Annotated in this window: 22 protein-coding genes; 7 read left to right on the top strand and 15 right to left on the bottom strand. The window is 61.0% G+C overall.

Features of this window, described 5'->3' with window-relative positions:
- The first annotated feature begins 26 nt into the window (after positions 1-26).
- A complete protein-coding gene (locus K3819_RS01095; protein WP_221398476.1) occupies positions 27-1,187 on the top strand; it encodes an AAA family ATPase in 1,161 nt (386 codons plus the stop codon).
- Here K3819_RS01095 and K3819_RS01090 read toward each other — a convergent pair.
- The 12 genes from K3819_RS01090 to K3819_RS01035 form a co-directional block, all read right to left on the bottom strand.
- Entirely contained in the window at positions 1,184-2,062 is an 879-nt protein-coding gene (locus K3819_RS01090; protein ID WP_085611218.1) for a transporter substrate-binding domain-containing protein, read from the bottom strand. The two genes, K3819_RS01095 and K3819_RS01090, sit on opposite strands and share 4 nt — an antisense overlap.
- Positions 2,059-2,856, bottom strand: coding sequence for an amino acid ABC transporter ATP-binding protein (locus tag K3819_RS01085; RefSeq protein ID WP_085611219.1), 798 nt, complete (start codon positions 2,854-2,856; stop codon positions 2,059-2,061). Before K3819_RS01085 ends, K3819_RS01090 begins: the two co-directional genes overlap by 4 nt.
- Positions 2,853-3,512 (bottom strand): amino acid ABC transporter permease, encoded by a 660-nt coding sequence (locus K3819_RS01080; protein WP_007952770.1) that lies wholly within the window; start codon positions 3,510-3,512, stop codon positions 2,853-2,855. Before K3819_RS01080 ends, K3819_RS01085 begins: the two co-directional genes overlap by 4 nt.
- Positions 3,493-4,158 carry an amino acid ABC transporter permease gene (locus K3819_RS01075; RefSeq protein WP_007918712.1) on the bottom strand — a complete coding sequence of 222 codons (666 nt, stop codon included), beginning with the start codon at positions 4,156-4,158 and terminating at the stop codon, positions 3,493-3,495. The genes K3819_RS01080 and K3819_RS01075 overlap by 20 nt, the downstream gene beginning before the upstream one ends.
- A gap of 462 nt (positions 4,159-4,620) precedes the next feature.
- On the bottom strand, positions 4,621-5,418 hold the full coding sequence (locus K3819_RS01070) for a MetQ/NlpA family ABC transporter substrate-binding protein (protein ID WP_011331930.1): 798 nt from the start codon (positions 5,416-5,418) through the stop codon (positions 4,621-4,623).
- A 166-nt stretch (positions 5,419-5,584) separates the two neighbouring features.
- A complete protein-coding gene (locus K3819_RS01065) occupies positions 5,585-6,517 on the bottom strand; it encodes a sigma 54-interacting transcriptional regulator (RefSeq protein WP_221398475.1) in 933 nt (310 codons plus the stop codon).
- 56 nt (positions 6,518-6,573) lie between these two features.
- Positions 6,574-7,155, bottom strand: coding sequence for an alpha/beta hydrolase (locus K3819_RS01060; protein ID WP_007952774.1), 582 nt, complete (start codon positions 7,153-7,155; stop codon positions 6,574-6,576).
- Positions 7,156-7,323: 168 nt separating this feature from the next.
- A complete protein-coding gene (locus K3819_RS01055) occupies positions 7,324-7,725 on the bottom strand; it encodes a biopolymer transporter ExbD (RefSeq protein WP_003220570.1) in 402 nt (133 codons plus the stop codon).
- 1 nt (position 7,726) lies between these two features.
- Positions 7,727-8,452, bottom strand: a complete 726-nt coding sequence (locus K3819_RS01050; RefSeq protein WP_221398474.1) for a MotA/TolQ/ExbB proton channel family protein — start codon at positions 8,450-8,452, stop codon at positions 7,727-7,729.
- Positions 8,453-8,497: 45 nt separating this feature from the next.
- Positions 8,498-9,310 carry an energy transducer TonB gene (locus K3819_RS01045; RefSeq protein ID WP_041475106.1) on the bottom strand — a complete coding sequence of 271 codons (813 nt, stop codon included), beginning with the start codon at positions 9,308-9,310 and terminating at the stop codon, positions 8,498-8,500.
- A gap of 379 nt (positions 9,311-9,689) precedes the next feature.
- Positions 9,690-11,033 (bottom strand): aryl-sulfate sulfotransferase, encoded by a 1,344-nt coding sequence (locus K3819_RS01040; RefSeq protein WP_221398473.1) that lies wholly within the window; start codon positions 11,031-11,033, stop codon positions 9,690-9,692.
- A 23-nt stretch (positions 11,034-11,056) separates the two neighbouring features.
- Positions 11,057-13,417 (bottom strand): TonB-dependent receptor, encoded by a 2,361-nt coding sequence (locus tag K3819_RS01035; protein WP_221398472.1) that lies wholly within the window; start codon positions 13,415-13,417, stop codon positions 11,057-11,059.
- A 165-nt stretch (positions 13,418-13,582) separates the two neighbouring features.
- Here K3819_RS01035 and K3819_RS01030 point away from each other — a divergent pair, with 165 nt between their 5' ends.
- Together K3819_RS01030 and K3819_RS01025 are read left to right on the top strand one after the other, a co-directional pair.
- Positions 13,583-14,527 carry a LysR family transcriptional regulator gene (locus tag K3819_RS01030; protein ID WP_085611223.1) on the top strand — a complete coding sequence of 315 codons (945 nt, stop codon included), beginning with the start codon at positions 13,583-13,585 and terminating at the stop codon, positions 14,525-14,527.
- Between the two features lie 190 nt (positions 14,528-14,717).
- Positions 14,718-16,328, top strand: a complete 1,611-nt coding sequence (locus tag K3819_RS01025) for an alkaline phosphatase family protein (protein WP_221398471.1) — start codon at positions 14,718-14,720, stop codon at positions 16,326-16,328.
- Positions 16,329-16,415: 87 nt separating this feature from the next.
- Here the strand turns inward: K3819_RS01025 and K3819_RS01020 are convergent, their stop codons facing one another.
- Positions 16,416-17,336 (bottom strand): TauD/TfdA family dioxygenase, encoded by a 921-nt coding sequence (locus K3819_RS01020; protein WP_221398470.1) that lies wholly within the window; start codon positions 17,334-17,336, stop codon positions 16,416-16,418.
- 180 nt (positions 17,337-17,516) lie between these two features.
- Between K3819_RS01020 and K3819_RS01015 the strand changes: the two genes are divergently transcribed.
- Positions 17,517-18,437: a LysR family transcriptional regulator gene (locus K3819_RS01015; RefSeq protein ID WP_039764497.1), complete on the top strand. Its 921-nt coding sequence runs from the start codon at positions 17,517-17,519 to the stop codon at positions 18,435-18,437.
- Positions 18,438-18,531: 94 nt separating this feature from the next.
- Here the strand turns inward: K3819_RS01015 and K3819_RS01010 are convergent, their stop codons facing one another.
- On the bottom strand, positions 18,532-19,545 hold the full coding sequence (locus K3819_RS01010) for an ABC transporter substrate-binding protein (protein WP_011331920.1): 1,014 nt from the start codon (positions 19,543-19,545) through the stop codon (positions 18,532-18,534).
- A gap of 309 nt (positions 19,546-19,854) precedes the next feature.
- On the opposite strand from K3819_RS01010, the gene K3819_RS01005 reads away from it, so the two are divergent.
- The 3 genes from K3819_RS01005 to K3819_RS00995 are packed head-to-tail and all read left to right on the top strand — an operon-like array spanning position 19,855 to position 23,890.
- Positions 19,855-21,453 (top strand): ABC transporter permease, encoded by a 1,599-nt coding sequence (locus tag K3819_RS01005; protein WP_221398469.1) that lies wholly within the window; start codon positions 19,855-19,857, stop codon positions 21,451-21,453.
- Entirely contained in the window at positions 21,450-22,265 is an 816-nt protein-coding gene (locus tag K3819_RS01000; RefSeq protein ID WP_221398468.1) for an ABC transporter ATP-binding protein, read from the top strand. The genes K3819_RS01005 and K3819_RS01000 overlap by 4 nt, the downstream gene beginning before the upstream one ends.
- 14 nt (positions 22,266-22,279) lie before the next feature.
- Positions 22,280-23,890: an arylsulfatase gene (locus tag K3819_RS00995; protein ID WP_221398467.1), complete on the top strand. Its 1,611-nt coding sequence runs from the start codon at positions 22,280-22,282 to the stop codon at positions 23,888-23,890.
- Positions 23,891-24,000: 110 nt separating this feature from the next.
- Here K3819_RS00995 and K3819_RS00990 read toward each other — a convergent pair whose 3' ends face one another.
- Positions 24,001-25,074 carry a fatty acid desaturase gene (locus tag K3819_RS00990; protein WP_221398466.1) on the bottom strand — a complete coding sequence of 358 codons (1,074 nt, stop codon included), beginning with the start codon at positions 25,072-25,074 and terminating at the stop codon, positions 24,001-24,003.
- Between the last annotated feature and the right edge of the window lie 58 nt (positions 25,075-25,132).

The raw sequence follows: 25,132 nt of genomic DNA, 5'->3' as shown, positions 1-25,132 counted from the left end.
TTTCGGGGCACCCAGGAAGGATTTTCATGCTCAAGACCCTCGCGGTGGCCAATTACCGCTCGATCAATAAATTGGTGATTCCGCTGGGCCGTCTGAACCTGATCACCGGCCCCAACGGCAGCGGCAAGTCCAACCTGTACCGGGCACTGCGGCTGTTGGCGGAAACCGCTCAGGGCGGCGTGGTCAATGCGCTGGCCCGTGAGGGCGGGCTCGACTCGACGTTCTGGGCCGGGCCGGAAACCATCAGCCGGCGCATGCGCAACGGCGAGGTGCCGATCCAGTCCACCGTGCGCCAGGGCGTCAAACGCCTGCGCCTGGGCTTTGCCGGGGAAGATTTCAGCTATTCGATCGCCCTGGGCTTGCCGGAGCCGAGCCTTTCGTTCTTTTCCCTCGACCCGGAAATCAAAAAGGAATGCATCTGGGCCGGGCCGCTCTATCGTCCGGCCAGTCTGCTGGTGGATCGCGACGGGCCGATGATCCGCACCCGTGAGGGTCGCAGCTGGGATGTGTTGGCCCAGCACACGCCAAACTTCGACAGCCTGTTCGATCAGGTCGGCAGCCTGCGCACCTCGCCGGAGGTGTTCCAGATGCGCGAGTTCATCCGCCGCTGGCGCTTCTACGATCACTTTCGCAGTGACGCCGACGCCCCGGTGCGCCAGCCGCAACTGGGCACGCGCACGCCGGTGCTGCATCACGATGGCCGCGATCTGGCGGCTGCGTTGCAGACCATCCGCGAGATCGGCGATCCCGAGGCGTTGCAGGCGGCGATCAGCGACGCCTTTCCCGGCGCACGGCTGAACATCGCACCGCTGGCGGGCGGCCGCTTCGCCATCGAGTTCTTTCAGGAAGGGTTGTTGCGGCCGTTGTCGGCAGCGGAACTGTCGGATGGCACGTTGCGTTATCTGCTGCTGGTCGCCGCGCTGCTGACGCCACGCCCGCCGTCGCTGATGGTGCTGAACGAACCGGAAACCAGCCTGCACCCAGATCTGCTGCCGGCGCTGGCGCGCCTGATCATCCGAGTGTCAGAGCAGTGTCAGGTGTGGGTGGTGTCCCACGCCCGACGATTGATTTCGGCGTTGCAGGAAGACTCGGAATGCAATTGCATCGTGCTGGAAAAAACCCTCGGCCAGACGGAGATCGTCGGGCAGAGGGTTCTGGATGAGCCGGCGTGGAACTGGCCTGATTAGCCCTGCCACTTCCCGCCTTCGACAATCACGCTCTCAGGCTTGGTGTCATCACTCAGCTCTTTACGCACATATTGGTCATACAGCTTGAGCAGATATTTCTCCTCCCCCAGCTTGGCCAACTCCGCGTTCACCCAATCGCGCAATTCGATGTTGCCCTTCTTAACCGCCGGCGCAATCGGCGCTTCGGCGCCAAGTTTTTCGTCCAGCACACGGTAGCCCGGGTTCTGCTTGGCCCAACTGAACAGCACCAGATTGTCCTGCGCGTAGGCATCGCCACGGCCGTTGGCCAGGGCTTGCAGGGACTCGGAGTTTTTCTCGAACTTCAGCAGTTTCCAGTCCGGATGGTTTTTGGTCAGCCAGATATCGGCGGTAGTGCCGGTGGTCACGATGGTGGTGCGGCTCGCCAGGTCGTCGAGTTTTTTCACCTCGCTGTTCTGTGGCACCAACGCCTGCACCGCGACCTTGAGATTCGGGTTGGTGAATTCCACCGCTTCCTTGCGCTCCGGAGTCACGGTCATGTTGGCGAGGATCAGGTCGACCTTGTCACTTTGCAGGAACGGAATGCGGCTCGCCGGCTCCACGGCCACGAACTCGACCTTGTTTTCATCGCCCAGCAGATCCTTGGCGAATTGACGGCCGATGTCGGTATCGAAGCCGACGTAACGCCCCGCTTCGTTGACGAAACCGAACGGCGGCTTGTCGGTGAATACGCCGACGATCAGCTTGTCGCGGGCCTTGATCTTGTCCAGGTAACCGGCCGGCGCGGTGCTTTCGCTGGCGACTTTCGGCTTGGCCGGTTCTTCGGTCTTGTTGCAGCCGGCCAGCAGCGCGAGGCTGATCAGCGGTAGTGCGAATAAGGCTTTGGCAGTTTTCATGGCAGTTCCAGTTCCTTGGTTTGAGACGTTGTGGGCGAAGTCGTTGAAGTCAGCGCTTCGACGTAGGAGAACTTCTCCAGGAACTGCTGCGCGCGTGCGGTTTGCGGGTTCGTAAAGAAAAGCTCGGGCGGGTTCTGTTCAAGGATGCGCCCGCCATCCATGAACACGATGCGATCGGCCACCGCGCGGGCGAAGGCCATTTCGTGGGTGACGATCAATAGGGTCATGCCTTCGCGGGCCAGGCCCTGAATCACTTCCAGCACTTCCTTGACCATCTCCGGATCAAGGGCGGCGGTGACTTCGTCGAAGAGCATGACCCGCGGGTTCATGCACAACGAGCGGACGATGGCGATGCGTTGCTGCTGGCCGCCGGAGAGCTGGCGCGGGAAGGCGTCGCGCTTGTCCGCCAGGCCGACGCGCGCGAGCAACGCTTCGACTTGTTGCTGTGCTTCGCGGCGTTGGCGTTTTTGCACTTTCAGCGGGCCGAGCAGCAGGTTGTCGAGCACGCTCATGTGCGGGAACAGGTGATAACTCTGGAACACCATGCCGATCTGCTGACGCACTTCGCGCCAGTCGGTGGCCTTGTCCAGCAATTCACGGCCGGCGAATTTCAGGTGACCGCTGTGGGCGGTTTCCAGACCGTTGAGGCAACGCAGCAGTGTGCTTTTTCCGCAACCGCTGGGGCCAAGGATGACGATGACTTCGCCGGATTTCACTTGCAGGTCGATGCCCTTGAGCACCTGCTGTTCGCCGAAGAATTTGTTGAAACCCTGAAACTCGATCAATGCGCTCATGCTTGCGTCCAGCGCCGCTCCAGCACGCGCGAGGCGGCCGACAGCGGGTAGCAGATAAAAAAGAAAAACAGAAACAGCGCGCCGTAGATCAGCACCGATTCGTAGGTGCGCTCGATGATCTGCTGACCGACCTTGATCACATCCACCACGCCAATCAGCACCGCCAGCGAACTGGTCTTGATGATCCGCGTGTAGACGTTGATGGTCGGCGGCGTCATGCGTTTCAGCGCCTGGGGCAGCAGCACGTAACCGTAGAGCTGCGCCGCGTTCAGGCCGATCGACAGCCCCGCCTCACGCTGCCCGCGCGGCAACGAATGCAGCGCACCGCGCGCCACTTCGCCGACCTCGCTGGCGCCCCAAAGCGACAGCACCAGCACCGCGCACCAGAAGCTCGGCAGGCTCAGGCCGAAGAAAATCGGCAAGCCGAAAAACAGCAGGTACAACCAGACCAGCACCGGGATCGCCCGGAACAGTTCCAGATAGATGCGCAGCAGCGCGTTCAGCCACGTCACGTTGAGCGTGCGCAGCACACCGTAAAGCACGCCGCCGACGGTGCTGATGGCGATACTGAGGAACGAGATCGACAGGGTTTGCCCGGCGCCTTTGGCCAATTGCGGCAACGACACCCAGAGCAGTTCAAGACCCGAACTGGCCATGCTGGAGCCTCCTTTCCAGACGGCTCAACAGCAGCGACAGCGGCAGGAACAGCAGCACGCAGATCAGCGTCAGCACGGCGAGCATTTCATAGGTTTTGTAGTAGAGCGCGATGTAGCTCTTGGTGGTGTAGAGAATTTCCGGCACCGCCACGGCCGAGACCACGGTGGTCTCCTTGAGCAGGAAAATGAAATTGGCGAACAGCGACGGCAGGCTGAGGATTCCCGCCTGCGGCAGGATCACGTAGCGCAGCAACTGGCCGTGGGACAAACCGATGGAGCGACCGGACTCAAGCTGCGCCTGGGGCACCGCATCGACGCCGGCGCGCAGCACTTCGGTGAGGTAGGCGCCGCCGAGAAACGTCATGGTGATGATCGCGGCGGTGAATCCCGAAACCTTGATTCCCAGGGCCGGCAACGCGAAGTAGACGAAGAACAGCTGGATCAGCAGCGGTGTGTTGCGCGCCAGCTCCACATACAGGCCGACCAGTTTTTGCAGGTAAGGCGTGCGGAACACCAGAATCGTCGCATTGAGCAACGCCACCAGCAGCGAGGTGCCAATGGCGATCAAACCGACCTGCAGCGTCACGCCCACGGCTTTAAGAAACGCCGGCAGGGTGCTGAGGATAAATGCGTAATCGAAGGTCATGAAACATCCTGACGCCGCTCGGTAAGCGACGATGGTGCAGTCCATGGACAGCGGGTAACTGTCCGGCAGGCACCGACTTTAAAGGCATAAGAAAAAGAATTTAAATACCGTTAAAGCATATTGATATCACGCAAAAAACTATCCTGCGAGTTTGCCCCGACAGAATAAGAAGGCTATTTTTCCTTTCGCTGTAGGACGGATCTTTTTTTCATGAAAGCCCTCCAAGGACGAACAGCTTTTGGCCAGACTCCCCGGCCAAACCCATAACAAGGAAGAGAACATGGACGTAAAAGTGCCGCAGCGACCGGACCCGCAGGATTTCGTGAAATGGCTGGTGGCTTTGCGCAGGGCGCTGAAAACCAGCGCTGCCTGAGTCAGCCACACGCAAGAAAAAACGCCGATGACCATCGCTGGTCATCGGCGTTTTTTTTCAACCTTGAAGGGGGTTGCTGCTGCGTCGGATCAGAACGCCGGCAGTACCGCGCCGTTGTACTTCTTCTCGATGAACGCTTTGACTTCAGGGCTGGTCAGGGCAGCGGCCAGTTTCTTGATGGCGTCGCTGTTCTTGTTGTCTTCACGGGCAACCAGGAAGTTCACGTAAGGCGAATCCGCACCTTCGATCACCAGGGCGTCCTTGGTCGGGTTCAACTTGGCTTCCAGCGCGTAGTTGGTGTTGATCATGTCCAGGTCGACTTCTTTCAGAACACGCGGCAGCAGGGCCGACTCCAGTTCCTTGAACTTGAAGTTGTGCGGGTTCTTGGCGATGTCTTTCGGCGTGGCCAGGGCGTTCTTCGGATCTTTCAGTTCGATCAGGCCAGCCTTCTGCAGCAGGATCAGAGCGCGACCGCTGTTGCTGCCTTCGTTCGGAATGGCGATGGTGGCGCCGTCCGGCAGTTCAGCCAGGGTCTTGTACTTGCTCGAGTAGCCACCGAACGGTTCAACGTGCACGCCTTGCACGGTCACCAGGTACTTGGCCTTGTCGTCCTTGTATTTGCCGGCGTTGAAGCTGTCCAGGTAAGGCTTGGTCTGGAAGTAGTTGGCGTCCAGACGCTTCTCGCCCACCTGTACGTTCGGCTGTACGTAGTCGGTGAAGACCTTGATTTCCAGATCCACGCCTTCTTTGGCGAGGGTCGGCTTGATCAATTCGAGGATCTCGGCGTGCGGCACCGGCGTCGCGGCCACCACCAGTTTCTCGCCGGCCTGGGCCAGGGAAGCAGTCAGAGCAGCCGCCAATGCGGTAAACAACAGAACCTTTTTCATGCAGTGTCCTTATCGAAAATCACGGTCGTCATCGACGACGGCATTAATACATGTGCCAGCGATGTGCTACTGCTGGCGTGAAGCGGACAATACCGGGATTTTTTATTCCCGGACAATAACGTTTATTCAGCTTCATATTCCATTTTGTTCATGTTGAAGAAAATGGTTACAACGCCTCGCTCAGGCTCAACAGCAATTCTTTCAATGCCTTACGTTCGTCGGCAGTGCCGTTGAGGCTGATGTTCGCCACTTGACGTTCGATCTGAACCAGCGGCCCAGACACCTCGGGCAGGTTCAGGTGCTCCGGCAGGATTTCGTCGCCGGTGCTCACCAGCAACGCAAAATGAATGACGTTTTCCAGCTCCCGGGTATTGCCCGGCCAGCTGTGTTGCTCCAGCACCTGTTGCGCCGCTTCGCTGATCAGCGGCACCGGAAGATCCAGGCGCTGGCTGTAGATGCCGAGGAAGTACTCGGCCAACGACAGAATGTCGCCGACCCGCGCACGCAATGCCGGCAGTTCCAGATGCCCTTCCCTGAGATAGTGATAAAGACGCTCGTGGAATTTCCCCGCCGCCACCGCTTGGGCCAGATCGATGCTGGTCGCCGCCACCAGGCGCACGTCCACCGGGCTCGGTTGATGCGCACCGACGCGGGTGACTTCGTGGTTTTCCAGGGCGGAAAGCAATTTGATCTGGATCGGCAGCGGCAGGTCGCCGATCTCGTCCAGGTACAAGGTGCCGCCGTTGGCCGAGCCGAACCAGCCGGCGCGACTGCTGGCCGATCCGCTGTAGCTGCCGGCGGCGTAGCCGAACAACTCCGCATCGGCGTAGGTCGGGCTGATCGCCCCGCAATTGACCGAGACAAACAGCCCGCTGCGATCACTGGCGCGGTGGATGTGGCGGGCGAGCAATTCCTTGCCGGTGCCGGTCTCGCCGCGAATCAACACCGAGATCGAGCGCGGTGCGAGTTGGGCCATTTCCTCGCGCAACTGGCGCGAGCGTGGATCGACGAACACCAGCGCCTTGGCGCGGATGCTCAGGGGACTTTTTTCCGCATCGGGAAAGGTCAGCAACGGCTGGCCAAAGGTTTCAAAACTCATGGCAGACTCCCGCCCCAAATCGCCGGGAGACGGGGGCGTTGAAAAAACAAAAGTGGTCAGGCACGGCGCCGGGCGTGGTGTTCCATGCGGTTTTGCAGGCGATACAGATAAGCGAATCCCTGCTCCCAGCGTTGATGCCCGGACTTCACGTTGATATGGCCGGCGCCGGCGAGAATCCCCGCCTCGGCGCCCCAGTTGCGCGCCAGCTCCAGCGCACGCGGCGCACTGACGGCGGCGTCGTTGTCGGAGCTGACGACCTGGCTCGGGAAGGGCAGCAGATCGGTCGGGATCGGCGCGAAATTGCGCAGCGCCGGCACGCAGGCCGGGCGCTCGACATCTGCCGGCGCCACCAGCAATGCCCCGCGCACTTGACGCAAATGATGCAGCGGCGCGGTGGCCGCCCAGTGCGCCACGGTGATGCAGCCCAGGCTGTGCGCGATCAGAATCACCGGCGAGCTGTCGGCGGCAATCGCCTCGGCCAGCGCAGCGACCCAGTCTTCACGACGCGGTGTCAGCCAGTCGGCCTGCTCCACCCGCGCGCTGTTGGGCAGGCTGTTTTGCCAATGGGTTTGCCAATGATCTTCTGGCGATCCTTGCCAGCCCGGCACAATCAGATAACGGATTGATTCGTTGCGCATGGGGGAGCTCTCCTGCGTCGTGTCTGTTCCTGAACGAGTATAGGGATGGGATTTATATTCGTTAAGGAATAAGAAGCTATTTATTAAGACCTGAAAAGAATATTAAGCCGCAGACAAAAAAGGGGCCGCACCCTGCCAAGGAGACGGCCCCGGAAAAACGTGAAACCCTTATCGTGCAGTGATCACCGACAGCTTGGTGATGCCCGCCCGCTCAATCGAAGCCATGGCTCGCGCCACTTCGCCGTAATTCACCCCGTCGTCGGCCTGCAATTGCACGCGCACTTCCGGGTCCTTGGCCTTGGCCGACTTGAGGTTGAACTCCAGCAGATCCGGCTGGATTTCGTCCTTGTTGATAAACAGTTTTCCCGCACCGTCGATGCTCACCACCAACGGGTCTTTCTGCTCGACCGGCGCCACTGCTTCGGTCTTCGGCAGGTTGATCGGTATCGCGTTGGTCAGCAGCGGCGCGGTCACGATGAACACCACCAGCAGCACCAGCATCACGTCCACCAGCGGCGTTACGTTGATCTCGCTGAGCACCTCGTCGCTGTCTTGCGTGGAGAAGGCCATATCAGGACGCCTCCTTCACTTTTGTTGCGTTGCCCTGGGCCGCAGCCTTGTGCACGGTCGGGTGGATCAGCACGCGGAACGCGCTCTTTTGCGCCAGGCTGTAGAAGTCGTGGGCAAAGTCGTCCAGGTCCGCCGCCGTCAGTTTCAGACGACGCAAAAAGTAGTTGTAAACCAGCACCGCCGGCACCGCGACCGCGATCCCCACACCAGTGGCGACCAGCGCTGCACCGATCGGTCCTGCGACCGTTTCCAGGCTCGCCGAGCCTGCCGCGCTGATGCCTTTCAACGCTTCCATGATTCCCCACACCGTGCCGAACAGACCAATGAACGGCGAGGTGCTGCCAATACTCGCGACCACCGCCAGACCGGTTTCCAGCGAACGCCGCTCGCGAACGATCTGCTGACGCAAGGCACGTTCGAGGCGATCCTGATGGTTGATCGCCTGGCTCAGGTCATTGGCCTGCGGCGCCTCGCCCACTTGTATCGCCGCATAACCGGCCTGTGCCACCCGCGCTGCCGCGCCGGGCTGGGTTTCGCTCAACTCGGCGGCGGAGTCCAGACTCGACGCCGCCCAGAAGCGCTTGTGAAATTTGCGGTCCTGCGCCTTCAGCCGGCCGAACTGCACAGCCTTGAGCAATGCCAGGCCCCAGGTAGCGACAGAGAAGACCACCAGCAGCCAGATCACCGCGCTTTCGATGGATTCCAGTGGAGATGCCAGTAACGTCATGATGTGTTCCCTCGTGTAAACGTTTAGCGCGAAATTGGTTTCGGTTTAATGAATCTTGAAATCGATGGGTACGCTGACCCAGCCGTCCTGGGCGACATCACCCTGCTTGGCCGGCACGAAGCTCCAGCGCTTCACGGCGTCCAGCGCCGCGTCGTCGAGCTGTTGCCGGCCACTGCTTTTCTGAATCTGGATCTCGCCCGGTTTGCCGCTGGCCAACACGTGCACCCGCAACAACACCGTGCCTTCCCAACCGCGACGCTGGGCCAGCGACGGATACTCCGGCGCCGGGTTCTTCAGGTACGCGGCGTTGGCCGAGGCTGGCGTCACCGGAGCAGGCGCCGGTGGTGCAGGTGGCGCTGGCGCGGCGACCGGGGCGGCCGGTTGTGGCGGAGCCGGTGGTTGCTCGACCGCTTTCGGCGCCGGTTTCGGTACGGGTTTGGCCACCGGTTTCGGTTTGGGGATCGGCTTTGGTTTCGGTGGCGGCTTGGTTGCCAGTTCGTCCTCCACCGGGGGCGGAGGCTCGACCACAGGCGCCGGTGGCGGCGGCACAACTACAGGTGGTGCCGGTGGCGCCGGGCGCGAAAACTCGATGGTCATCGGTGGAATTTCCGGCGGCACGATCGGCAGCGCCGGCGTCGGATGCTGGTTGATCCAGTAGATCACCGCGCCGTGCACCACCAGCGCCAGAACGCCGAGCAGAATCGTTTCGCGGCGGCTCAGAATGCCCTTGGGCGCGCGCTGCAAACGCAGCTGCCCCAACGGCACGCGATGGGGCCGGCCGAGATCGACCAACTCGCCGCTCGGCGCCTGGCGCCACAGCACCTCCTGTGCGCTGGCGGCGGTCTGGACATTGCCCATTGATTTACTCCCTGCGGTCTCTTTGCGTTTTTTTCGCTTAGCCGATTCGCCGCTTGTTGAATCCCCCACGGCGTGATCGATGGGTCAATCATTGGGCCAGCGGCTTATCTCCGAAAGTAATCTTTCATGTTATGAATAGACGTTTATGGAATATATGAAACGGTCATTTCCGCCATAGCCGCGGCCTGCAAGGCTTCCAGCGATTCGCCGAAATCGACATGCTTTCGCGGCATAAAAAGTATTCATCCAAGGCATCGGATCTTGAAAAAAAGCAAACAAAAAGGCCGATGCATGTTTAATGCATCGGCCTTCGATGACTGAATTTCTTATTGCTTCACAAGCTCAACGGTCTTGGTTCGGCGCTGAATAATCCTGATAACTAACGACTGGCATTGGTCTGTTGCACGCCGATGGCCGGCGCAATCACTGCCGTCTCCGAGCGCGGCGTTCCTGCCGGCACCCAGTCATAACTTACAGGAAGGGCTCGATAGACCCAGTTGCTGATCGCGTCGCTGCCCGGTGCCTTGCCCAGATAAGGGCTGACGTATTCCCAGACATTTTCACCACTGGCCGTCACCTGGAAAAACCGCCCGTTCATGCCTTCGTCGATCAGCGTATTGCCGTTGGGCAAGCGCCGCGCGCTGCTGATGAACGAGCTGTAGAACGCCCACCCCGGCTGCTTTGAATTCGCCGCGCTGTACTGCCAGACTATTTCATTTTTCACCGGGTCGATCTCCAGCACCCGCGAACCGGAAATCAGCCCCAGCGTGACGTTCGGGTACCCCGCCGAACCCTGGTTGTCGAACACCAGCAGATTGCCCGCGACGGGCAATCCAGCCGGGATGATGTGCGCGTCATGCTGGCCGACGAACTGGTCCACCGGCCGCGGGATTTTTTGCGCGGTTTTCGGATTGGCCAGCGGCAGATTCGGCCCCAGACGCCAGACCACCTTGCCGCTGTGTTTGTCGATGATCGCGATGAAGTTGGCGTTGCGCGAATCGATCAGCAGGTTGTCCGGGTTGAAGCGCTTGTCGCCGGCATCGAACCACTTGTTCGGCCCGACCAGGCTGAGGTTGTTGATGTGCAGGTAATCCGGATTTTCACTGGCGCGAACCAGCTTCAACTGCTCGGCGGTGAAGCCGAATTCGTTCAAGTGGTCCGACGCCAGCCACTGCCATTTCACCTCGCCGGCGGGGCTGACTTCATAGATCGCATCGTCAATCACCTCGGGCACTTTGAAGCCTTTGACCTGGTGCACCTTGTTCGCCAGCACCACGGTGTTGCCGTTGCTCAGGCGACGCTGATCGTGATGCTGTTGCGCGGCGCCACCGGGGGCCTTGTCGCCCCACTGCCAGACGACTTTGCCATTCCAGTCCAGCTCGCCGATGCTCTGATTGCCGAGGCCATTGCCGGCGGAACCGAGCTTGCCCGGATCCTTTTCGCTCAGTTGCAGCAACACGTGGCCGCGCTCGCCACCGACCAGTTGCGGGTCGATGATCGCCGACGGGAAACCCGACTGCGGCCAGCTCTTCACCTCGTTGCCGTTCATGTCGATCAGGTGCGTCTGCTTGTCGGCACCGCTGAAGATCACATATTGATTGAAGGCCTTGGCCGGATCGTAACGGGTGACGCCGGTGGGGTAGACGCTGGGGGCGGCGAGCGCCCCGGCACTGAGCACTGCGCCGGACAACAACACCGGTAAAGCGGTTTTGATGCGCAACATGATGCAGCTCCTTGAAGGATCGATCAGAAGTCGTAGCGACCAGTGACGCCGAGGGTGCGCGGCGTGCCGAGCAGGCCTTCATAGCCGCCGTTGCCGCCGGTCCACAGGGTCGTGTAGTAGGTTTTGTCGAAGGCGTTTTTCAGCCACAGCGAGACGTCCCACTGACCCTGATTGAAATCGCCGCGCAGGCCGGTGGAGAGATTGACCACCGCGTAACTCGGGATCTGGCCGTAGTCGGAATCTTCGACCGTGCCCACCGCCTTGGAGCGGAATGCGTAGCTGCCGGTGACGTAAGGTTGCAAACCGTTATCCAGGTTCCATTCGTATTTGCCGTTGGCATTGCCGATCCATTTCGAGGCGCCGACCACCTGATGGCCGCTGAGGTCGCAAGAGGCCGGAGCACCCGGTGCCTGGCTGACTTCCGGCGGGCACGGCGCGTCCTTGTAGGAGAGATAGCTGACGTCGTTGTATGAGCCGTTGAAGTTCAGCGTCAGACCGCGCAACGGGATCAGGGTGCTTTCGAACTCCACGCCGCGCGAGCGCACTGAACCGGCGTTGGTCAGGTATTGCACGCGGTTGACATCGTCGTAGGCGTTGGTCTGGTAGGCGTTGACCTGAGTCCAGAATACGTTGGCGTTGAGCTGCAAACGCCGATCCCACAACGTGCTCTTGAAGCCGAGTTCAGCGTTGTTGGCGCGCTCGGTGCCGATCAGCAAAGAGTCGGCGCCGGCGGTCGGTGCCGAGCCGACCACAAGGTTGACCCCACCGGATTTTTCGCCGTGAGACAACGTAGCGTAGCCGAGCAGATCGTCGGTGAAGCGATAGCTGAGGTTGAGCAATCCGGACGGGCTGGAGCTGTACTGATTCAGGTCGCCGGAATCGTAGGCACCGGTGCGGCCGCGTCGCGCAGTGGCTGCGGCACCCGTGACAGCGGCGCCACCGACCGGCGCATCACGATTGACCCAGGCGTTCTTCTCTTCATAGGTGCCACGCACCCCGGCGGTGAAATCCAGTCGCGGGGTCAGGTGCCAGGTGCCTTGGGCGAACAGCGCAAAACTGTCGGTCTTGATATGGCCACGTCCGACGCTGTTGACGTTGGCCAGCGCACCCCGTGGCGTGCCGTTCCAGATGTCTGCCTGGGGGCCGTAATAGGCGAAGGATTTGTTGTCCAGGTCCGAGCCGAAGTAGTAGGCGCCGAGGACGTAATCGAAGAACTCGCCCTTGGGCGATGCGAGACGAAATTCCTGGGAATACTGTTTGTCCTCAACCGACACCCCGGCGTTGTAGGTCGCCGGCACATTGAGGCCATCGTCGTTGCGCGGGGTGAAATTCCAGAAACGGTAGGAGCTGACCGAGGTCAGGGTGAAGTCGCTCGGCAAGGTCCAGTTGGCCTCCACCGATGTGCCGCCCTGATGGACGGTGACGTGCTGGTCGTTGTCCAGATTGACCTTGCGGTGCGAGCCGTTGACCAGCGTCGCGCCGGCAGCGGCGGCGCGGGCCGAGTAGAGATTGACGCCATTGATGGTCGGCCCGGTGTTGTACAGCACGCGGGTGCCGGCGCTGGAATCCTCTTCGTTGTAGTCACCGATCCAGCGCAGGTTGAAATTCTCGTTGGGCTTGAACAGCAGTTGCGCCCGGAAGCCGTCGCGAGAGCCGCCATTCAAATCATGGCCGTTGAATTCGTTCTTGATGTCACCGTCGCTGCGGGTGCGATAGGCAGAGATGCGTCCGGCCAACTGATCGTTGAGCGGCCCGGAAAGCGTGCCCTTGGTCTGGAAGTAACCGTCCTCGCCGACCGACGTCTCGATGCTGCGCTCCGGGGTAAAACTCGGCGCGCGGGTGCTGATATTGATCACCCCGGCGGTGGTGTTCTTGCCGAACAACGTCCCCTGCGGCCCACGCAGGACTTCGAGTTGTTCGATGTCCATCAGGTCAAACACCGCCATCCCCGGGCGACCCAGATAAACGTTGTCGATGTACAGGCCGACGCTGCCTTCCAGACCATCGCTGGCCGGGTTGTTGCCCAGGCCCCGGATCGACACGCTGGACTGGCGCGCATGCATGTAGGCGACGTTGACGCTGGGCACCAGTTGCTGAAGATCCTGGATTCGGTAGACCCGTTGCGTCTCCAAAGTCGTGCCGCTCACCACGCTCATTGGCGTCGGCACGTCCTGAGAGCTTTCTTCGCGACGGCGGGTGGTAACGGTCACGGTTTCCAGTTGCGAAGTGGCGGTCGCGGTCTTGCCGGCCGGCGCCGGTACAGGGGTTTCCGTTTCCGCAGCGTAGCCGTGGGTCCAGCTGGCACTCCCCGCCAGCAACAGGGCCAGAGGCAGACGTTTGAGCCGTCGTGGCGGCGGCGGTGAAGCGAGGTTCAACGGACTCATGGGACTGCTCCTGGTCAAAAAACACGCAGACATCTTCCGTGCCGCATATTCTTTTAAGTTATTTATTTATGTTTTTACAAAGATTTACTGCATAAGAGATTGCCTTTATAAGGAGTCGACCTAATGCATATCCAATGCATTTCCCGGATATTTTTTATGTGAAAAATGCATATCGACTTGCGCCAACTCAGACACTTCATCGCCCTTGCCGAACAACGCAGCTTCGTCGCCGGCGCGCAGGCGGTGAACCTGTCGCAGTCGGCGTTCAGCCGCAGCATTCAGGCGCTGGAGCACAGCGTCGGTTGCCAGTTGGTGGATCGCGGGCGCAAGGAATTGCCGCCGACCAAACAGGGCCAGGTGCTGCTTGAACACGCGCGGCGACTGGTCAGCGGTGCGCAGCAGATGGCCAACGAGATCAGCCAGTTCAACGGGCTGGAGGCGGGGGAATTGCGCTTCGGTTGCGGCCCGGCGCCGGCGGCAGGATTGATCCCGCGAGCCATCGGTAGCTTCATCGGCCGCTACCCGAAAGCGCGGGTGCATTACCAGGTTGATGACTGGCAGAGCCTGAGCAAAAGACTGCTGAGCGAGGAGTTCGAATTCTTCGTCGCCGACACTCGGCACTTCGAGGCGGATCCGGATTATCTGACCCACCGCTTGCGGCCACGCAAATGGCATTTCTGCTGCCGCGCCGGGCATCCGCTGGGCGCTTTCGAGCGAGTCACGGCAGAGCAACTGATGAGCTATCCACTGGCCGTGAGCATTCGCCCGCCAAACCTGCGCAAAGTCATCGTCGACCTCAGTGGCCGGCCGGATTTCGTCCCGAACGTAGAGTGCGAGAACAGCGCCAGCCTGCTCGGCGTGGTGCTGCGTTCGGATGCGATCGGCATCGTCGGTGCCTATTCGGATGCGCTGCATCAGGCCCGGGGTGAGTTGGTGTGCTTGAAGGTCGAAGGGTTGGCGGATGATCTGGAGGAGCTTTACACCCGTTACGGAATCGTCAGCCGCGCCGGGTATCGGTTGTCACCGTTGGCCGAGGCGATGATCGAGCAGATAAAGGCGATTGATGCGGTGGATGAAGAAGTGTGTTCACTGGAGAACTTTGCCGTCTGACACACCGCCTTCGCGAGCAAGCCCGCTCCCACATTTGGAACGCGTACTCCTGTGGGAGCGGGCTTGCTCGCGAAGAGGCCTGTGCAGGCGCCGATGCATTTCCTGCATGAAACACATTCCCCGAATGCACTTGCCGAACACCCTCGCCGAAAGCGAAAAACCTCGCCTGTCTTCCTGACTGGTGAACCCCATGTCCAACCCGCAAAACCCTGTGCGCAATGTGCTGTACATCATGTGCGATCAACTGCGCCGCGATTACCTGTCCTGCTACGGCCACCCGCACCTGCACACCCCGAACATCGACCGCCTGGCCGCTGCAGGCGTGCGTTTCAGCCGCGCCTACACCCAAGGCACGATTTGTGGGCCGTCGCGGATGTCGGCCTACACCGGGCGCTATGTCAGCAGTCATCAAGTGGCGTGGAACGCCGTGCCGCTGCCGCTTGAAGAACTGACGATCGGCGATTACCTGAGACCCCACGGCATTCGTACCGCGCTGGTCGGCAAGACCCACGCCACGGCTAACGTGGATGCCTTGCAGCGGTTGTCGATCAACCCGGAAAGCGCCCAGGCCGAAGTGCTGAACGAAGTCGGCTTCGAGCCGTACTTTCGTCACGACGGCATCTTCCCCGACGACCCGCTGTTCGATGACAAACGCGAATCCGCGCCATACACCCACTACCTGCGCGAGCAGGGTTTCGAAGGGCGTAACCCCTGGCATGACTGGGCCAACGCGGCCGAAGGCGACAACGGAGAAATCCTCAGCGGCTGGAAAATGCGCAATGCCCATTTGCCGGCGCGAATTCCCGAGCAACATTCGGAGACTGTCTACACTACAAATCGGGCCATCGACTTCATCGGTGAGCAAGGTGAAAAACCGTGGTTTTTGCACCTGTCCTATATCAAACCCCACTGGCCCTACATCGTACCGGCGCCGTACCACACCTTGTACAGTACGAAATCGATTCTCAAACCGGTACGTAATGCCTCTCCAAGCGACCACCCGGTCTATCAGGCCTTTCGCCAGCATGAGGAAAGCCTGAATTTCTCCAAAGATCCGGTACGACTGAACGTGATCCCGACGTACATGGGCCTTGTCAAACAGGTCGATGATCAGTTGGGGCGGCTGTTCGATTTCCTGCAAAGCAACGGCCGCTGGGAGGACACGCTGATCGTGTTCACCAGCGATCACGGCGACTTTCTTGGCGATCACTGGCTGGGTGAGAAGGAGTTTTTGCTGGAACAGGCGGTGGGCGTGCCATTGATCGTGCGCGACCCGCGTGCGGCGGCGGATGTCACACGGGGCACGGTGGATGAACGCCTGGCGGAAACCATCGACGGCGTGCCGACCTTTCTCGAGGCGCTGGGCGTGACGGGCGCCGAGCATCGCCTGGAAGGTCGCTCGCTGATTCCGCTGCTGCACGGTGAAAACCCGGACTGGCGCCACTATGCGATCAGCGAATACGACTACGCCTTCCAGGCCCCGGCACGGGAGCGGCTGGGCCAGCCGATCGACCGTTGCCGCATGACCATGGTGCGCAGCGAGCGCTGGAAATACCTGGCGTATGACGGCTTCCGGCCGCAGCTTTTCGATCTGTTGAATGACCCGCAGGAGCTGCAGGATCTGGGCGCGGACCCGGCGTATGCGGCGGTGCGCGAGGAGCATGCGGGGTATCTGTTCGAATGGGTGCGCGGGTTGAAGCGCCGCACGACGATCAGTCATCAGGAGATTGATTTGCGCGGGCAGCGGTTTCGCTATGGGGAGCCGGAGACCGAGAAAATGGTGCAGATCGGCGTGTGGTGATTAAAAGCATCGCGAGCAAGCTCGCTCCCACAGGATTTGTGTGCGCCGCAAACCTGTGGGAGCGAGCTTGCTCGCGATGAGGCCCGATCAGACGCCGACGATTTCTGCGCCTTTGATGGTCTGGCTACGCTGCCCATTCGCCCCGACCGGCACTTCCCCTTTGAGCGTCACCCGACGCACCACACGATCCTGAGTGCCGTAATCATCAATCGCATAATGCTGCGTCGAACGGTTATCCCAGATCGCCACATCACCGGCCTTCCAGCGCCAGCGCACGACGTTCTCCTGGCGGATCACATGACTTTGCAGCAAGCCGAAGAGGTGCGCCGAATCGGCCTGGGAATAGCCCTTGATGCGTTTGACGAAATGCCCCAGCAGCAAGCTCTTTTCGCCGCTGATCGGGTGCACACGCACCACCGGGTGCTCGGTCTCGTAGACGGTCGAGGTGAAGATCTTGCGATAGCGCTCGAGCTTCTCCGCCGACACGTCCGGCTTCACGGCGGCGTAGTCGTACTCGTTGCTGTGCACGGCCACCAGCTTGTCCGCCAGCTCACGCAACTCGGTCGGCAATTCGTTGTACGCGGTCGCGGTGTTCGCCCAAAGCGTGTCGCCACCGAACGCCGGGGCCACCACCGAGCGCAGGATCGAGGCTTTCGGATAGGCATCGACGAAGGTTACGTCGGTGTGCCAGGAGTTGGCGCGCTGCCCTTCGGCGCCGTCGAGTTCCAGCAGATAACGGGTGCCCTCGCGGGACGGCACGGTCGGATGCGCTACGGGCTCGCCGAGCAGGTGCGCAAAGGCTTCCTGCCGTTGATCGTCGAGCTGGGTCTGCTCGCGAAAGAACACCACCTTGTACTGGACCAGCGCCAGTTGAATGGCTTCAACCGTCGCGGCATCCAGCTCACCGGACAGGTGCACGCCACGGATTTCGGCGCCGATACGACCGGCCACCGGATGAATGTCCAGCGCGTGGACAGCGGGTTTTACAGCGAGTGCGGCATTGCTCATGGGTAGACCCTCATCGACTGCTTGCGGTTTGACGGCAGCGAAACAACGCTCTATCTATATTCCATTTACATCTAATAGATATTCACATGCTTCGTTGACGGAATAAGAGCTTGCATTTAAAACCTCAAGCAACCTCGTCGCAAATGCCTTCGAGCTATTTTTAGGATGCCGGAAAAGCATATGGATCTTCGCCAGCTGCGCTACTTCATCGCCCTCAACGAACACCGCAGTTTTGTCCGCGCGGCCGACGCCATGGGCATCACTCAACCGGCGTTCAGCCGCAGTATTCAGGGGCTGGAGCAGGAGTTCGGCTGCGTGCTGGTGGATCGCGGCAACAAGGATCTGCGCCCCACGCCCGAAGGCCAGGTGGTGCTGCAACACGCCCTGACCCTGGTGCAAGGCGCGGCATTGCTCAGCGCCGAGGTGACGCAGATGACCAAGCTCGATGCCGGCGAACTGCACTTCGGTTGCGGCCCGGCCCCGGCGGTGAAACTGGTGCCGGACGCGGTGGCGCAATTCATCAATGCGCACCCGAAAGTACGTACCTGCTTTCAGGTGGATAACTGGGAAAAGCTCAGCCGCGCCCTGAGCCGCGAGGAGATCGAATTCTTTATCGCCGACATTCGCCATTTCGAATCCGACCCGAACTTCCAGACCCAGCCGCTGACGCCCAAGCGCGGGGTGTTTTTCTGCCGGCCGGGGCATCCGCTGCTGGCCAAGGAAAGCCTGTCGACCAACGACATGTTCGACTATCCGCTGGCGACCACGCTGATCCCGCCAGGCATTCGCAAATTGCTGGCGAATCTCAGCGGACGGATCGACTTTTCGCCGACCATCGAGACCGAGCACTTTCCGGCGCTGGTGAAAGTGGTGCTGCAATCCAACGCGATCGGCGTCGGTACTGAAGAGGCGTTCGTCGAGGACATCGCCCAGGGCTCGCTGGCGCTGCTGCACTGGCGCAATCTGCCGCAGAACCTGGAGAGCATGAATGCGCGGTGCGGGATTGTCAGCCGGACGGGATTCCGGCTGTCACCGGCAGCGCGGGCGATGATTGAGACGTTGGTGGCAGTGGATAAACAGGAAATCAGCGTCGCGGTTTGAGGTCGTCATCGCCAGCAGGCTGGCTCCCACATGAAATGCATCCAATTGTGGGAGCCAGCCTGCTGGCGATGAAGTCTGCTCTGACGCTAAAAAATCAAAGCTTCGCAGCCGCCAGCTCAGGCGCGACCCACTCGTTCACCTTGAACGGCTTGCGGATCAGCTTCTGCTGCGCCGCCAGATCCACCTTGCCCTGCAGGTTTTCGAGGAACAGCGGGTCCAGTGTCGACGGGAACACTTCGCTCAGGTTCTGATCCTTCAGATCCTGGGTCAGGATCACCGGCGGATAGCTCGCCAGCCCCGACACAAGTTGCACATAGGCGTCCTTGTTGCTGTCCTGAGTCAGCCACTCCACCGCCTGCTGCTGCGCCTTGAGCAGCTTCGCCACGGCTTCCGGATGCCCGTCGACAAACTTGCCGGTGCCCACCAGCACCGACTGCACACTGCCGGCGCCACCGAGATCCTTGGTATTCAGAGGCAACTCGGCCAGGCCTTTGGCCTGCAACGCGGTCAGCCCGGAACTGCCCCACGACGCATCGATCTGCTTCGCCGCCAGCGCCGCTACCGCTGCGTTGAAATCGAGGTTGATCACTTTCACGTCCTTCTCGCTCAAACCCACGCTGGCCAGCGCCGCATCGAACGACAACTGGGTCGCGGTGCCGCGGAAGATCGCTACGCGCTTGCCTTTGAGATCCTGCAGCGTCTTGATCCCCGAACCCGGCACCACGCCGAGGTATTGCTTCACGCCCCGGGCGCTGGCGCTGAGCAGGCGCGTATCCAGTCCGTTGGATTTGCCGATGATGGCCGCCAGATCTCCGAGATAGGCCAGATCCACTTGGCCATTGGCGAACGCTTCGTTGATCACCGGTCCAGCGCCCTTGAAGAAACTCCACTGAATCTTGATGCCCTGATCGGCGAAGGCTTTTTCGAAGATCTGTTGATCGCGCAGCACGTCCACGATGCCCCCGCCGCTGTGTTGAGTACCCGCGCTCAGATCAGGCACGGCAATCCTGATTTCCTTGAGCTCGTCGGCCTGGGCAGAGAACGCCAGCAGCCCTGCCAGCGCCGGCGCGGCAAACAGACTGATGACACGTTTGAAGGGAAGGTTCATGGGTACGGCTCCTGATCACGACGGGCGTTGAGGAGCCGAAAGTAGGCACATTCCGTATTAACGTTTAAATACTTAAAAAGCACATTTTTATAGCTTTAAACGCTAAGCCAGAGTGCACAGGGCCTGTAGATCGATATGCATGCAGAGCATCGAAAATATTCTCCGAATGCATTGGATGCGCATGGGCTGGAGGCCTTAAATGGTCTTGCTTATCTCCCAATAGCATTGAATTGAATTTTTATATATCAAATTTGCATACCGCACTTCCATGAAGGCAGGCCTGCCTGCAACCCGACAACGGAGGTCACCATGGCCCGACAATCCCTGCTCAGCCTGCCGCTGCCCGCACCACCGCTGAAAGCACTGCGCTCATGGCCAAGCCTTGGCCAGCGTGTGCTGCCGTGGCTGCTGCCCCTCTCCCTGTTCGCCCTGTGGTGGCTGGCGGCGCGCAATCAATGGATGAGCGAACAGATCCTGCCCGCGCCTTCACTGGTGTGGAGCAGCGCGATCGAGCTGTCCCAGGGCGAGTTGTGGAGTCATTTGTGGATCAGCCTGCAACGGTTGTTCTGGGGACTGCTGGCGGGTGATAGCGCCGGCGCGGTGCTCGGCGCGGCGCTGGGCTTCAGCCGTCGCCTCGAACGCCTGATCTTCCCGACGTTCGCCGGCCTGGCCCAGGTGCCCACGCTGGCGTGGATTCCGTTGTTCATGGTGTTTTTCGGCATCGGCGAAACGCTGAAACTGGTGGTGCTGGTCAAAGCCATCGTGGTACCGGTGACCTTGCATACGCTGGTCGGCGTGCGCGATGCGCAACCCAAGCTGCGCGAAGCCGCCGCTGTTTTACGTTTGCCTCCACGACTGTTGATCCGCCGACTGGTGCTGCCCGCCGCCCTCCCGGCGTTCATGGCTGGCGTGCGTCTGGCGCTGGCCGCTGGCTGGACCTCGTTGCTTGCGGTCGAGCTGCTGGCCTCCAGCGAAGGCATCGGTTACCTGATGGTCTGGGCGCGACAGCTGTTCATGCTCGACATCGTCTTCGTGTGCATCGTCGTAATCGGCCTGATCGGCGTGGCGATGGATCGCGGCATCGGTCTGCTGGACAAAAAACTGGTGCACTGGCCGCACCCGGCCACGGCGGAAATTCGTCGCGGCCCACGTTATGAAGGCTGGCAGCGCGTGCAGCCATGGCTGCTGCCACTGGCGCTGTTTGCGTTGTGGCAACTGGCGGTCGACCAGCAATGGATCGATGCCAACATTCTGGTCAGCCCATGGGTGGTGCTTGAGGCAACCAAAAACGGATTGCTCGACGGCACGTTGATCTCCGGCATGGCACTGAGCCTGGGCCGCACACTTGGCGGCCTGTTGATTGGCGGCGGTCTCGGCCTCGGGCTGGGTTTGCTGCTGGGTCTGTCACGCACCAGCGAACGCGTGCTCGGCCCGACCCTCGCCGCCCTGCGCCAGATCGCGATTTTCGCCTGGGTGCCGCTGCTCACCGCGTGGTTCGGTCTGGGCGAACTGGCGAAATGGGTGTTCGTCGCCCTGGCCGCTTTCTTTCCGTTGTTTGTCGCGACCCAACGCAGCGTCGCCAACCTCTCACCGCAGCTCAACGAAGCCGCGCAGGTGCTGCGCCTGAGCCTCGCCCAACGCCTGCGCCGACTGGTGCTGCCGGGGGCCGCGCCGGGGATTTTCGCCGGCCTGCGCCTGAGCCTGATCTACGCCTGGCTCGGCACCATCGGCGCCGAATACTTCATGCCGTCCAACGGCGGCATCGGCAGCCAGATGATCGGCGCCCAACAACTGCTGCGCATGGACCTGATCATGGCCGGGATGCTGCTGGTCGGCCTCACCGGCGCCCTGCTCAACCTCATTGGCCAACGCCTGGAAATCCGCGCCACCCGCTGGAGACACGCATGAACGCACCGATTGTCAGCTTCAACCATGTAGGCAAATCCTTCGACGTCGACGGCTTCGAACTGGAAGCGATTCGTGAATTCAACCTCGACATCGCCGAGGGCGAATTCGTCGCCATCGTCGGTTCCAGCGGCTGTGGCAAATCCACTTTGCTGCGTTTGCTGGTGGGTCTCGACACGCAGTTTCGCGGGCAGATCAGCGTCGATGGCAAAGCCGTGAATGGCATTGGCGGCGAGCGCGGCATCGTGTTTCAGGAGCACCGTTTGTTCCCGTGGCTGACGGTGGCCGACAACATCGGCCTGGGCTTGGTCAACGAGCCGCTGGCTGCCTCCGAAAAGCAGCAACGCATCAACGATTTCATCGAGCTGGTGGGCCTGCGCGACTTCACCCGCGCCTACCCGCACCAGCTCTCCGGCGGCATGGCCCAGCGCGTGGCGATTGCTCGCGGGCTGGTGGCAAGCCCGCGAATCCTGCTGCTCGACGAACCCTTCGGCGCCCTCGATGCGCTCACCCGCCAGCAGATGCAGGACGAACTGCTGGCGATTCGCGAGCGGGCAAAGATCACCACGATTCTGGTCACCCACGATGTCGAGGAAGCGATCTTCCTCGCCGACCGCGTGGTAGTCATGGAACCGCGCCCCGGCCGGATCAAGCGGGTGGTGGACATCGCCCTGCCCCATCCGCGCCAGCGCAGCAGTTTCGACTTCCATCAGCTGCGCGAAGAACTGCTGCACGAGCTGACCAGTGACGATCATTACCAACCGAGCGCACCGGTGCAGATCCGCGATCTGCCGCTGTCGTTCATTGCCTGCTGAACAGGAGCCTGTCGATGCCGCAACGTCCCAACTTTCTGGTGATTCTGGCCGATGACCTCGGCTTCTCCGACATCGGCGCGTTCGGCGGCGAAATCGCCACGCCGAACCTCGATGCCCTGGCCAACAATGGCCTGCGCCTGACCGATTTTCACACCGCACCGACCTGTTCGCCGACCCGCTCGATGCTGCTCACCGGCACCGATCACCACATCGCCGGCATCGGCACCATGGCCGAAGCGCTGACCCCGGAGCTGATCGGCAAACCGGGTTACGAAGGCTATCTCAATGACCGTGTCGTCGCGCTGCCGGAGTTGCTGCGCGAGGCCGGTTACCAGACCTTGATGAGCGGCAAATGGCACCTGGGCCTGACCGCCGAACTGGCGCCCCACGCCCGAGGCTTCGAGCGTTCGTTCTCGCTGCTGCCCGGCGCGGCCAACCACTACGGATTTGAACCGACCTACGACGAACACACGCCCGGCCTGCTGAAATCCACCCCGGCGCTGTACATCGAGGACGACAGGTTCATCGACGAATTGCCGAAGGATTTCTATTCCTCCGACGCGTTCGGCGACAAGCTGTTGCAGTACCTCAAGGAGCGCGACCAGAGCCGACCGTTCTTCGCCTACCTGCCGTTTTCCGCGCCGCACTGGCCGTTGCAGGCGCCCGCCGACATCGTCGAAAAATACCGTGGCCGCTACGACGCGGGCCCCGAAGTCTTGCGCCTCGAGCGTCTGGAAAAACTCAAGTCGCTGGGGCTGATCGAACCGGATGTCGAACCGCACCCGCTGATCCAGCTGACCGCGCAATGGGACGCGCTGAGCGATGAACAAAAACGCATTTCCGCCCGGGCAATGGAAGTCTATGCAGCGATGGTCGAGCGCATGGACTGGAACATCGGCCGTGTCGTCGACTACCTGCGCCAACAGGGCCAGCTCGACAACACCTTCATCCTGTTCATGTCCGACAACGGTGCCGAAGGTGCGCTGCTGGAAGCCTTTCCGAAATTCGGCCCGGAGCTGATGACGTATCTGAGCCAGCATTACGACAACAGCCTCGACAACATCGGCCGCGCCAACTCCTACGTCTGGTACGGGCCGAACTGGGCGCAGGTGGCGACCGCGCCGTCACGCCTGTTCAAGGCGTTCACCACCGAGGGCGGAATTCGCGTTCCGGCGCTGCTGCACTATCCGCAACTGCCGCTGAAGGGGCAGATCAGCCATGGTTTCGGCACGGTGATGGACATCACGCCGACCATCCTCGATCTGGCCGGCGTGCGCCATCCGGGCAAGCAATGGCACGGCAAACCGGTGGCGCCGTTGCGCGGGAAATCGTGGCTGGGCTTTTTGTCCGGCGAGACAGCGCAGGTGCATGACGAACACACCGTCACCGGCTGGGAATTGTTCGGGCGCCGGGCGATTCGGCAGGGACAGTGGAAGGCGGTGTGGATTCCCGGGCCGGTGGGGCCGGCGACCTGGCAGCTTTACGATCTCGGGAGTGATCCGGGGGAGATTCATGACCTGGCGTCGAGTCAGCCGCAGAAGCTTGAAGCGCTGATCGAGCATTGGCAGCGGTATGTGGAGGAGACCGGGGTGATTCTGAGTGAGTCGCCGTTTCAGCCGGATTGAGGGGGGCTGAAATATTGCCATCGCGAGCAGACTCGGTCCCACATTGGATCGTATTCACCATTCAATTGTGGGAGCGAGCCTGCTCGCGATGAGAGCGTTGCAATCACCCATCAAGCCTGAGCTGTACGAGCCTCTTCGGCCGATACCTTCACTTGGCGTACAAACCGGTTCGCCCGCCCGAACGTCCCGAAATCATTAAACCGAACCCCCATCTCCCGCATCACCTTATGCGCCACCGGCACCGTCAGCTGACGGATGTAAAACGGCTCCTTCACCACAAAATGATGAATCCCGTGACTGCTGCCGAAGTTGAAGCAGAACGCCTGCAACGGCCACAGCCACCAAGGATTCAGCACCTGACATTGCTGCAGCACATTGCCCGGTTCCACATCCCCGTAGTAATGCATGTTGGAGCTGATGAAGTGCAGGCAAAACGTGCGCAACACGTTCGGGCCAATGATCACCACGGCGGCGATGTCGATCACCTGCATCACTGAAAGCGTGGTCGCCGACCATTCAATCGGCGAGCCCATCAGGTAGGCAATCCCGTTGGCGGCATGGAACCCGAGAAACACATACCACGCGCCCCAATGCACCAGTGCCAGCGGCGCATAGACCTTCAAAGTGCGTTTGATGATGTTGAACTTGTGCGCCCAGGTCCTGGCCCGGAGCATGCGGATGAACGCCGACATCACGTTGTCGCCGACCATCAGCAATCGCGCAAAACCCCATGGCTCGCCGTTGGTGATCGCCCGTTCTTCCATGTCGGTTTCGGTGCCGGACACCTTGTGATGATTGAGGTGCAAATGACGGCGGATCCAAGGGTTGATCGTGCTCGGCCGCGCCAGCCACACCAGGCCCATCATCAGGTTGTGCGGCACGCGCTGTTTGCGGAAATACATGCTGTGGATCAGGTCGTGCTCTAGCTCATGGGTCAGCGAAGCGAAAAACGCGTTGAGCAACAGGCACGCCCACCACGCCATGTGCCCGCTGATATACAGCGCCGCCGAACCGATCATTCCGGCCAGGGCAAAGGCGAGAATCCCGGCGCCGAGTGCATCCTGATGCTTGAGAATCGGGTAGCGCTCGCGCAGCTCCACGCCCTTGGCCAGCACCACTTCGCGAATATGCGCTGATCGCTGGGCAGCATTGTGTCGCTGGGGACTTGCAGAAGTACGGTCCATGCTTCCATCCTCTGGTTATTGATGTTCGCATCCTGCCCCGCGCGGACTCCAAACGCGG

It is taken from the genome of Pseudomonas sp. 3-2, assembly GCF_019710535.1.
GTDB lineage: Bacteria > Pseudomonadota > Gammaproteobacteria > Pseudomonadales > Pseudomonadaceae > Aquipseudomonas > Aquipseudomonas pharyngis.
Note: the sequence above shows the minus strand (reverse complement) of the source record. Positions and strands in the feature narration are given on the sequence as shown.

Bases quoted from the DNA above. Each gene is read 5' to 3' on its own strand.
- K3819_RS01095 (WP_221398476.1), top strand. From the start codon at position 27: ATGCTCAAGACCCTCGCGGTGGCCAATTACCGCTCGATCAATAAATTG.
- K3819_RS01090 (WP_085611218.1), bottom strand. From the start codon at position 2,062: ATGAAAACTGCCAAAGCCTTATTCGCACTACCGCTGATCAGCCTCGCG.
- K3819_RS01085 (WP_085611219.1), bottom strand. From the start codon at position 2,856: ATGAGCGCATTGATCGAGTTTCAGGGTTTCAACAAATTCTTCGGCGAA.
- K3819_RS01080 (WP_007952770.1), bottom strand. From the start codon at position 3,512: ATGGCCAGTTCGGGTCTTGAACTGCTCTGGGTGTCGTTGCCGCAATTG.
- K3819_RS01075 (WP_007918712.1), bottom strand. From the start codon at position 4,158: ATGACCTTCGATTACGCATTTATCCTCAGCACCCTGCCGGCGTTTCTT.
- K3819_RS01070 (WP_011331930.1), bottom strand. From the start codon at position 5,418: ATGAAAAAGGTTCTGTTGTTTACCGCATTGGCGGCTGCTCTGACTGCT.
- K3819_RS01065 (WP_221398475.1), bottom strand. From the start codon at position 6,517: ATGAGTTTTGAAACCTTTGGCCAGCCGTTGCTGACCTTTCCCGATGCG.
- K3819_RS01060 (WP_007952774.1), bottom strand. From the start codon at position 7,155: ATGCGCAACGAATCAATCCGTTATCTGATTGTGCCGGGCTGGCAAGGA.
- K3819_RS01055 (WP_003220570.1), bottom strand. From the start codon at position 7,725: ATGGCCTTCTCCACGCAAGACAGCGACGAGGTGCTCAGCGAGATCAAC.
- K3819_RS01050 (WP_221398474.1), bottom strand. From the start codon at position 8,452: ATGACGTTACTGGCATCTCCACTGGAATCCATCGAAAGCGCGGTGATC.
- K3819_RS01045 (WP_041475106.1), bottom strand. From the start codon at position 9,310: ATGGGCAATGTCCAGACCGCCGCCAGCGCACAGGAGGTGCTGTGGCGC.
- K3819_RS01040 (WP_221398473.1), bottom strand. From the start codon at position 11,033: ATGTTGCGCATCAAAACCGCTTTACCGGTGTTGTTGTCCGGCGCAGTG.
- K3819_RS01035 (WP_221398472.1), bottom strand. From the start codon at position 13,417: ATGAGTCCGTTGAACCTCGCTTCACCGCCGCCGCCACGACGGCTCAAA.
- K3819_RS01030 (WP_085611223.1), top strand. From the start codon at position 13,583: ATGCATATCGACTTGCGCCAACTCAGACACTTCATCGCCCTTGCCGAA.
- K3819_RS01025 (WP_221398471.1), top strand. From the start codon at position 14,718: ATGTCCAACCCGCAAAACCCTGTGCGCAATGTGCTGTACATCATGTGC.
- K3819_RS01020 (WP_221398470.1), bottom strand. From the start codon at position 17,336: ATGAGCAATGCCGCACTCGCTGTAAAACCCGCTGTCCACGCGCTGGAC.
- K3819_RS01015 (WP_039764497.1), top strand. From the start codon at position 17,517: ATGGATCTTCGCCAGCTGCGCTACTTCATCGCCCTCAACGAACACCGC.
- K3819_RS01010 (WP_011331920.1), bottom strand. From the start codon at position 19,545: ATGAACCTTCCCTTCAAACGTGTCATCAGTCTGTTTGCCGCGCCGGCG.
- K3819_RS01005 (WP_221398469.1), top strand. From the start codon at position 19,855: ATGGCCCGACAATCCCTGCTCAGCCTGCCGCTGCCCGCACCACCGCTG.
- K3819_RS01000 (WP_221398468.1), top strand. From the start codon at position 21,450: ATGAACGCACCGATTGTCAGCTTCAACCATGTAGGCAAATCCTTCGAC.
- K3819_RS00995 (WP_221398467.1), top strand. From the start codon at position 22,280: ATGCCGCAACGTCCCAACTTTCTGGTGATTCTGGCCGATGACCTCGGC.
- K3819_RS00990 (WP_221398466.1), bottom strand. From the start codon at position 25,074: ATGGACCGTACTTCTGCAAGTCCCCAGCGACACAATGCTGCCCAGCGA.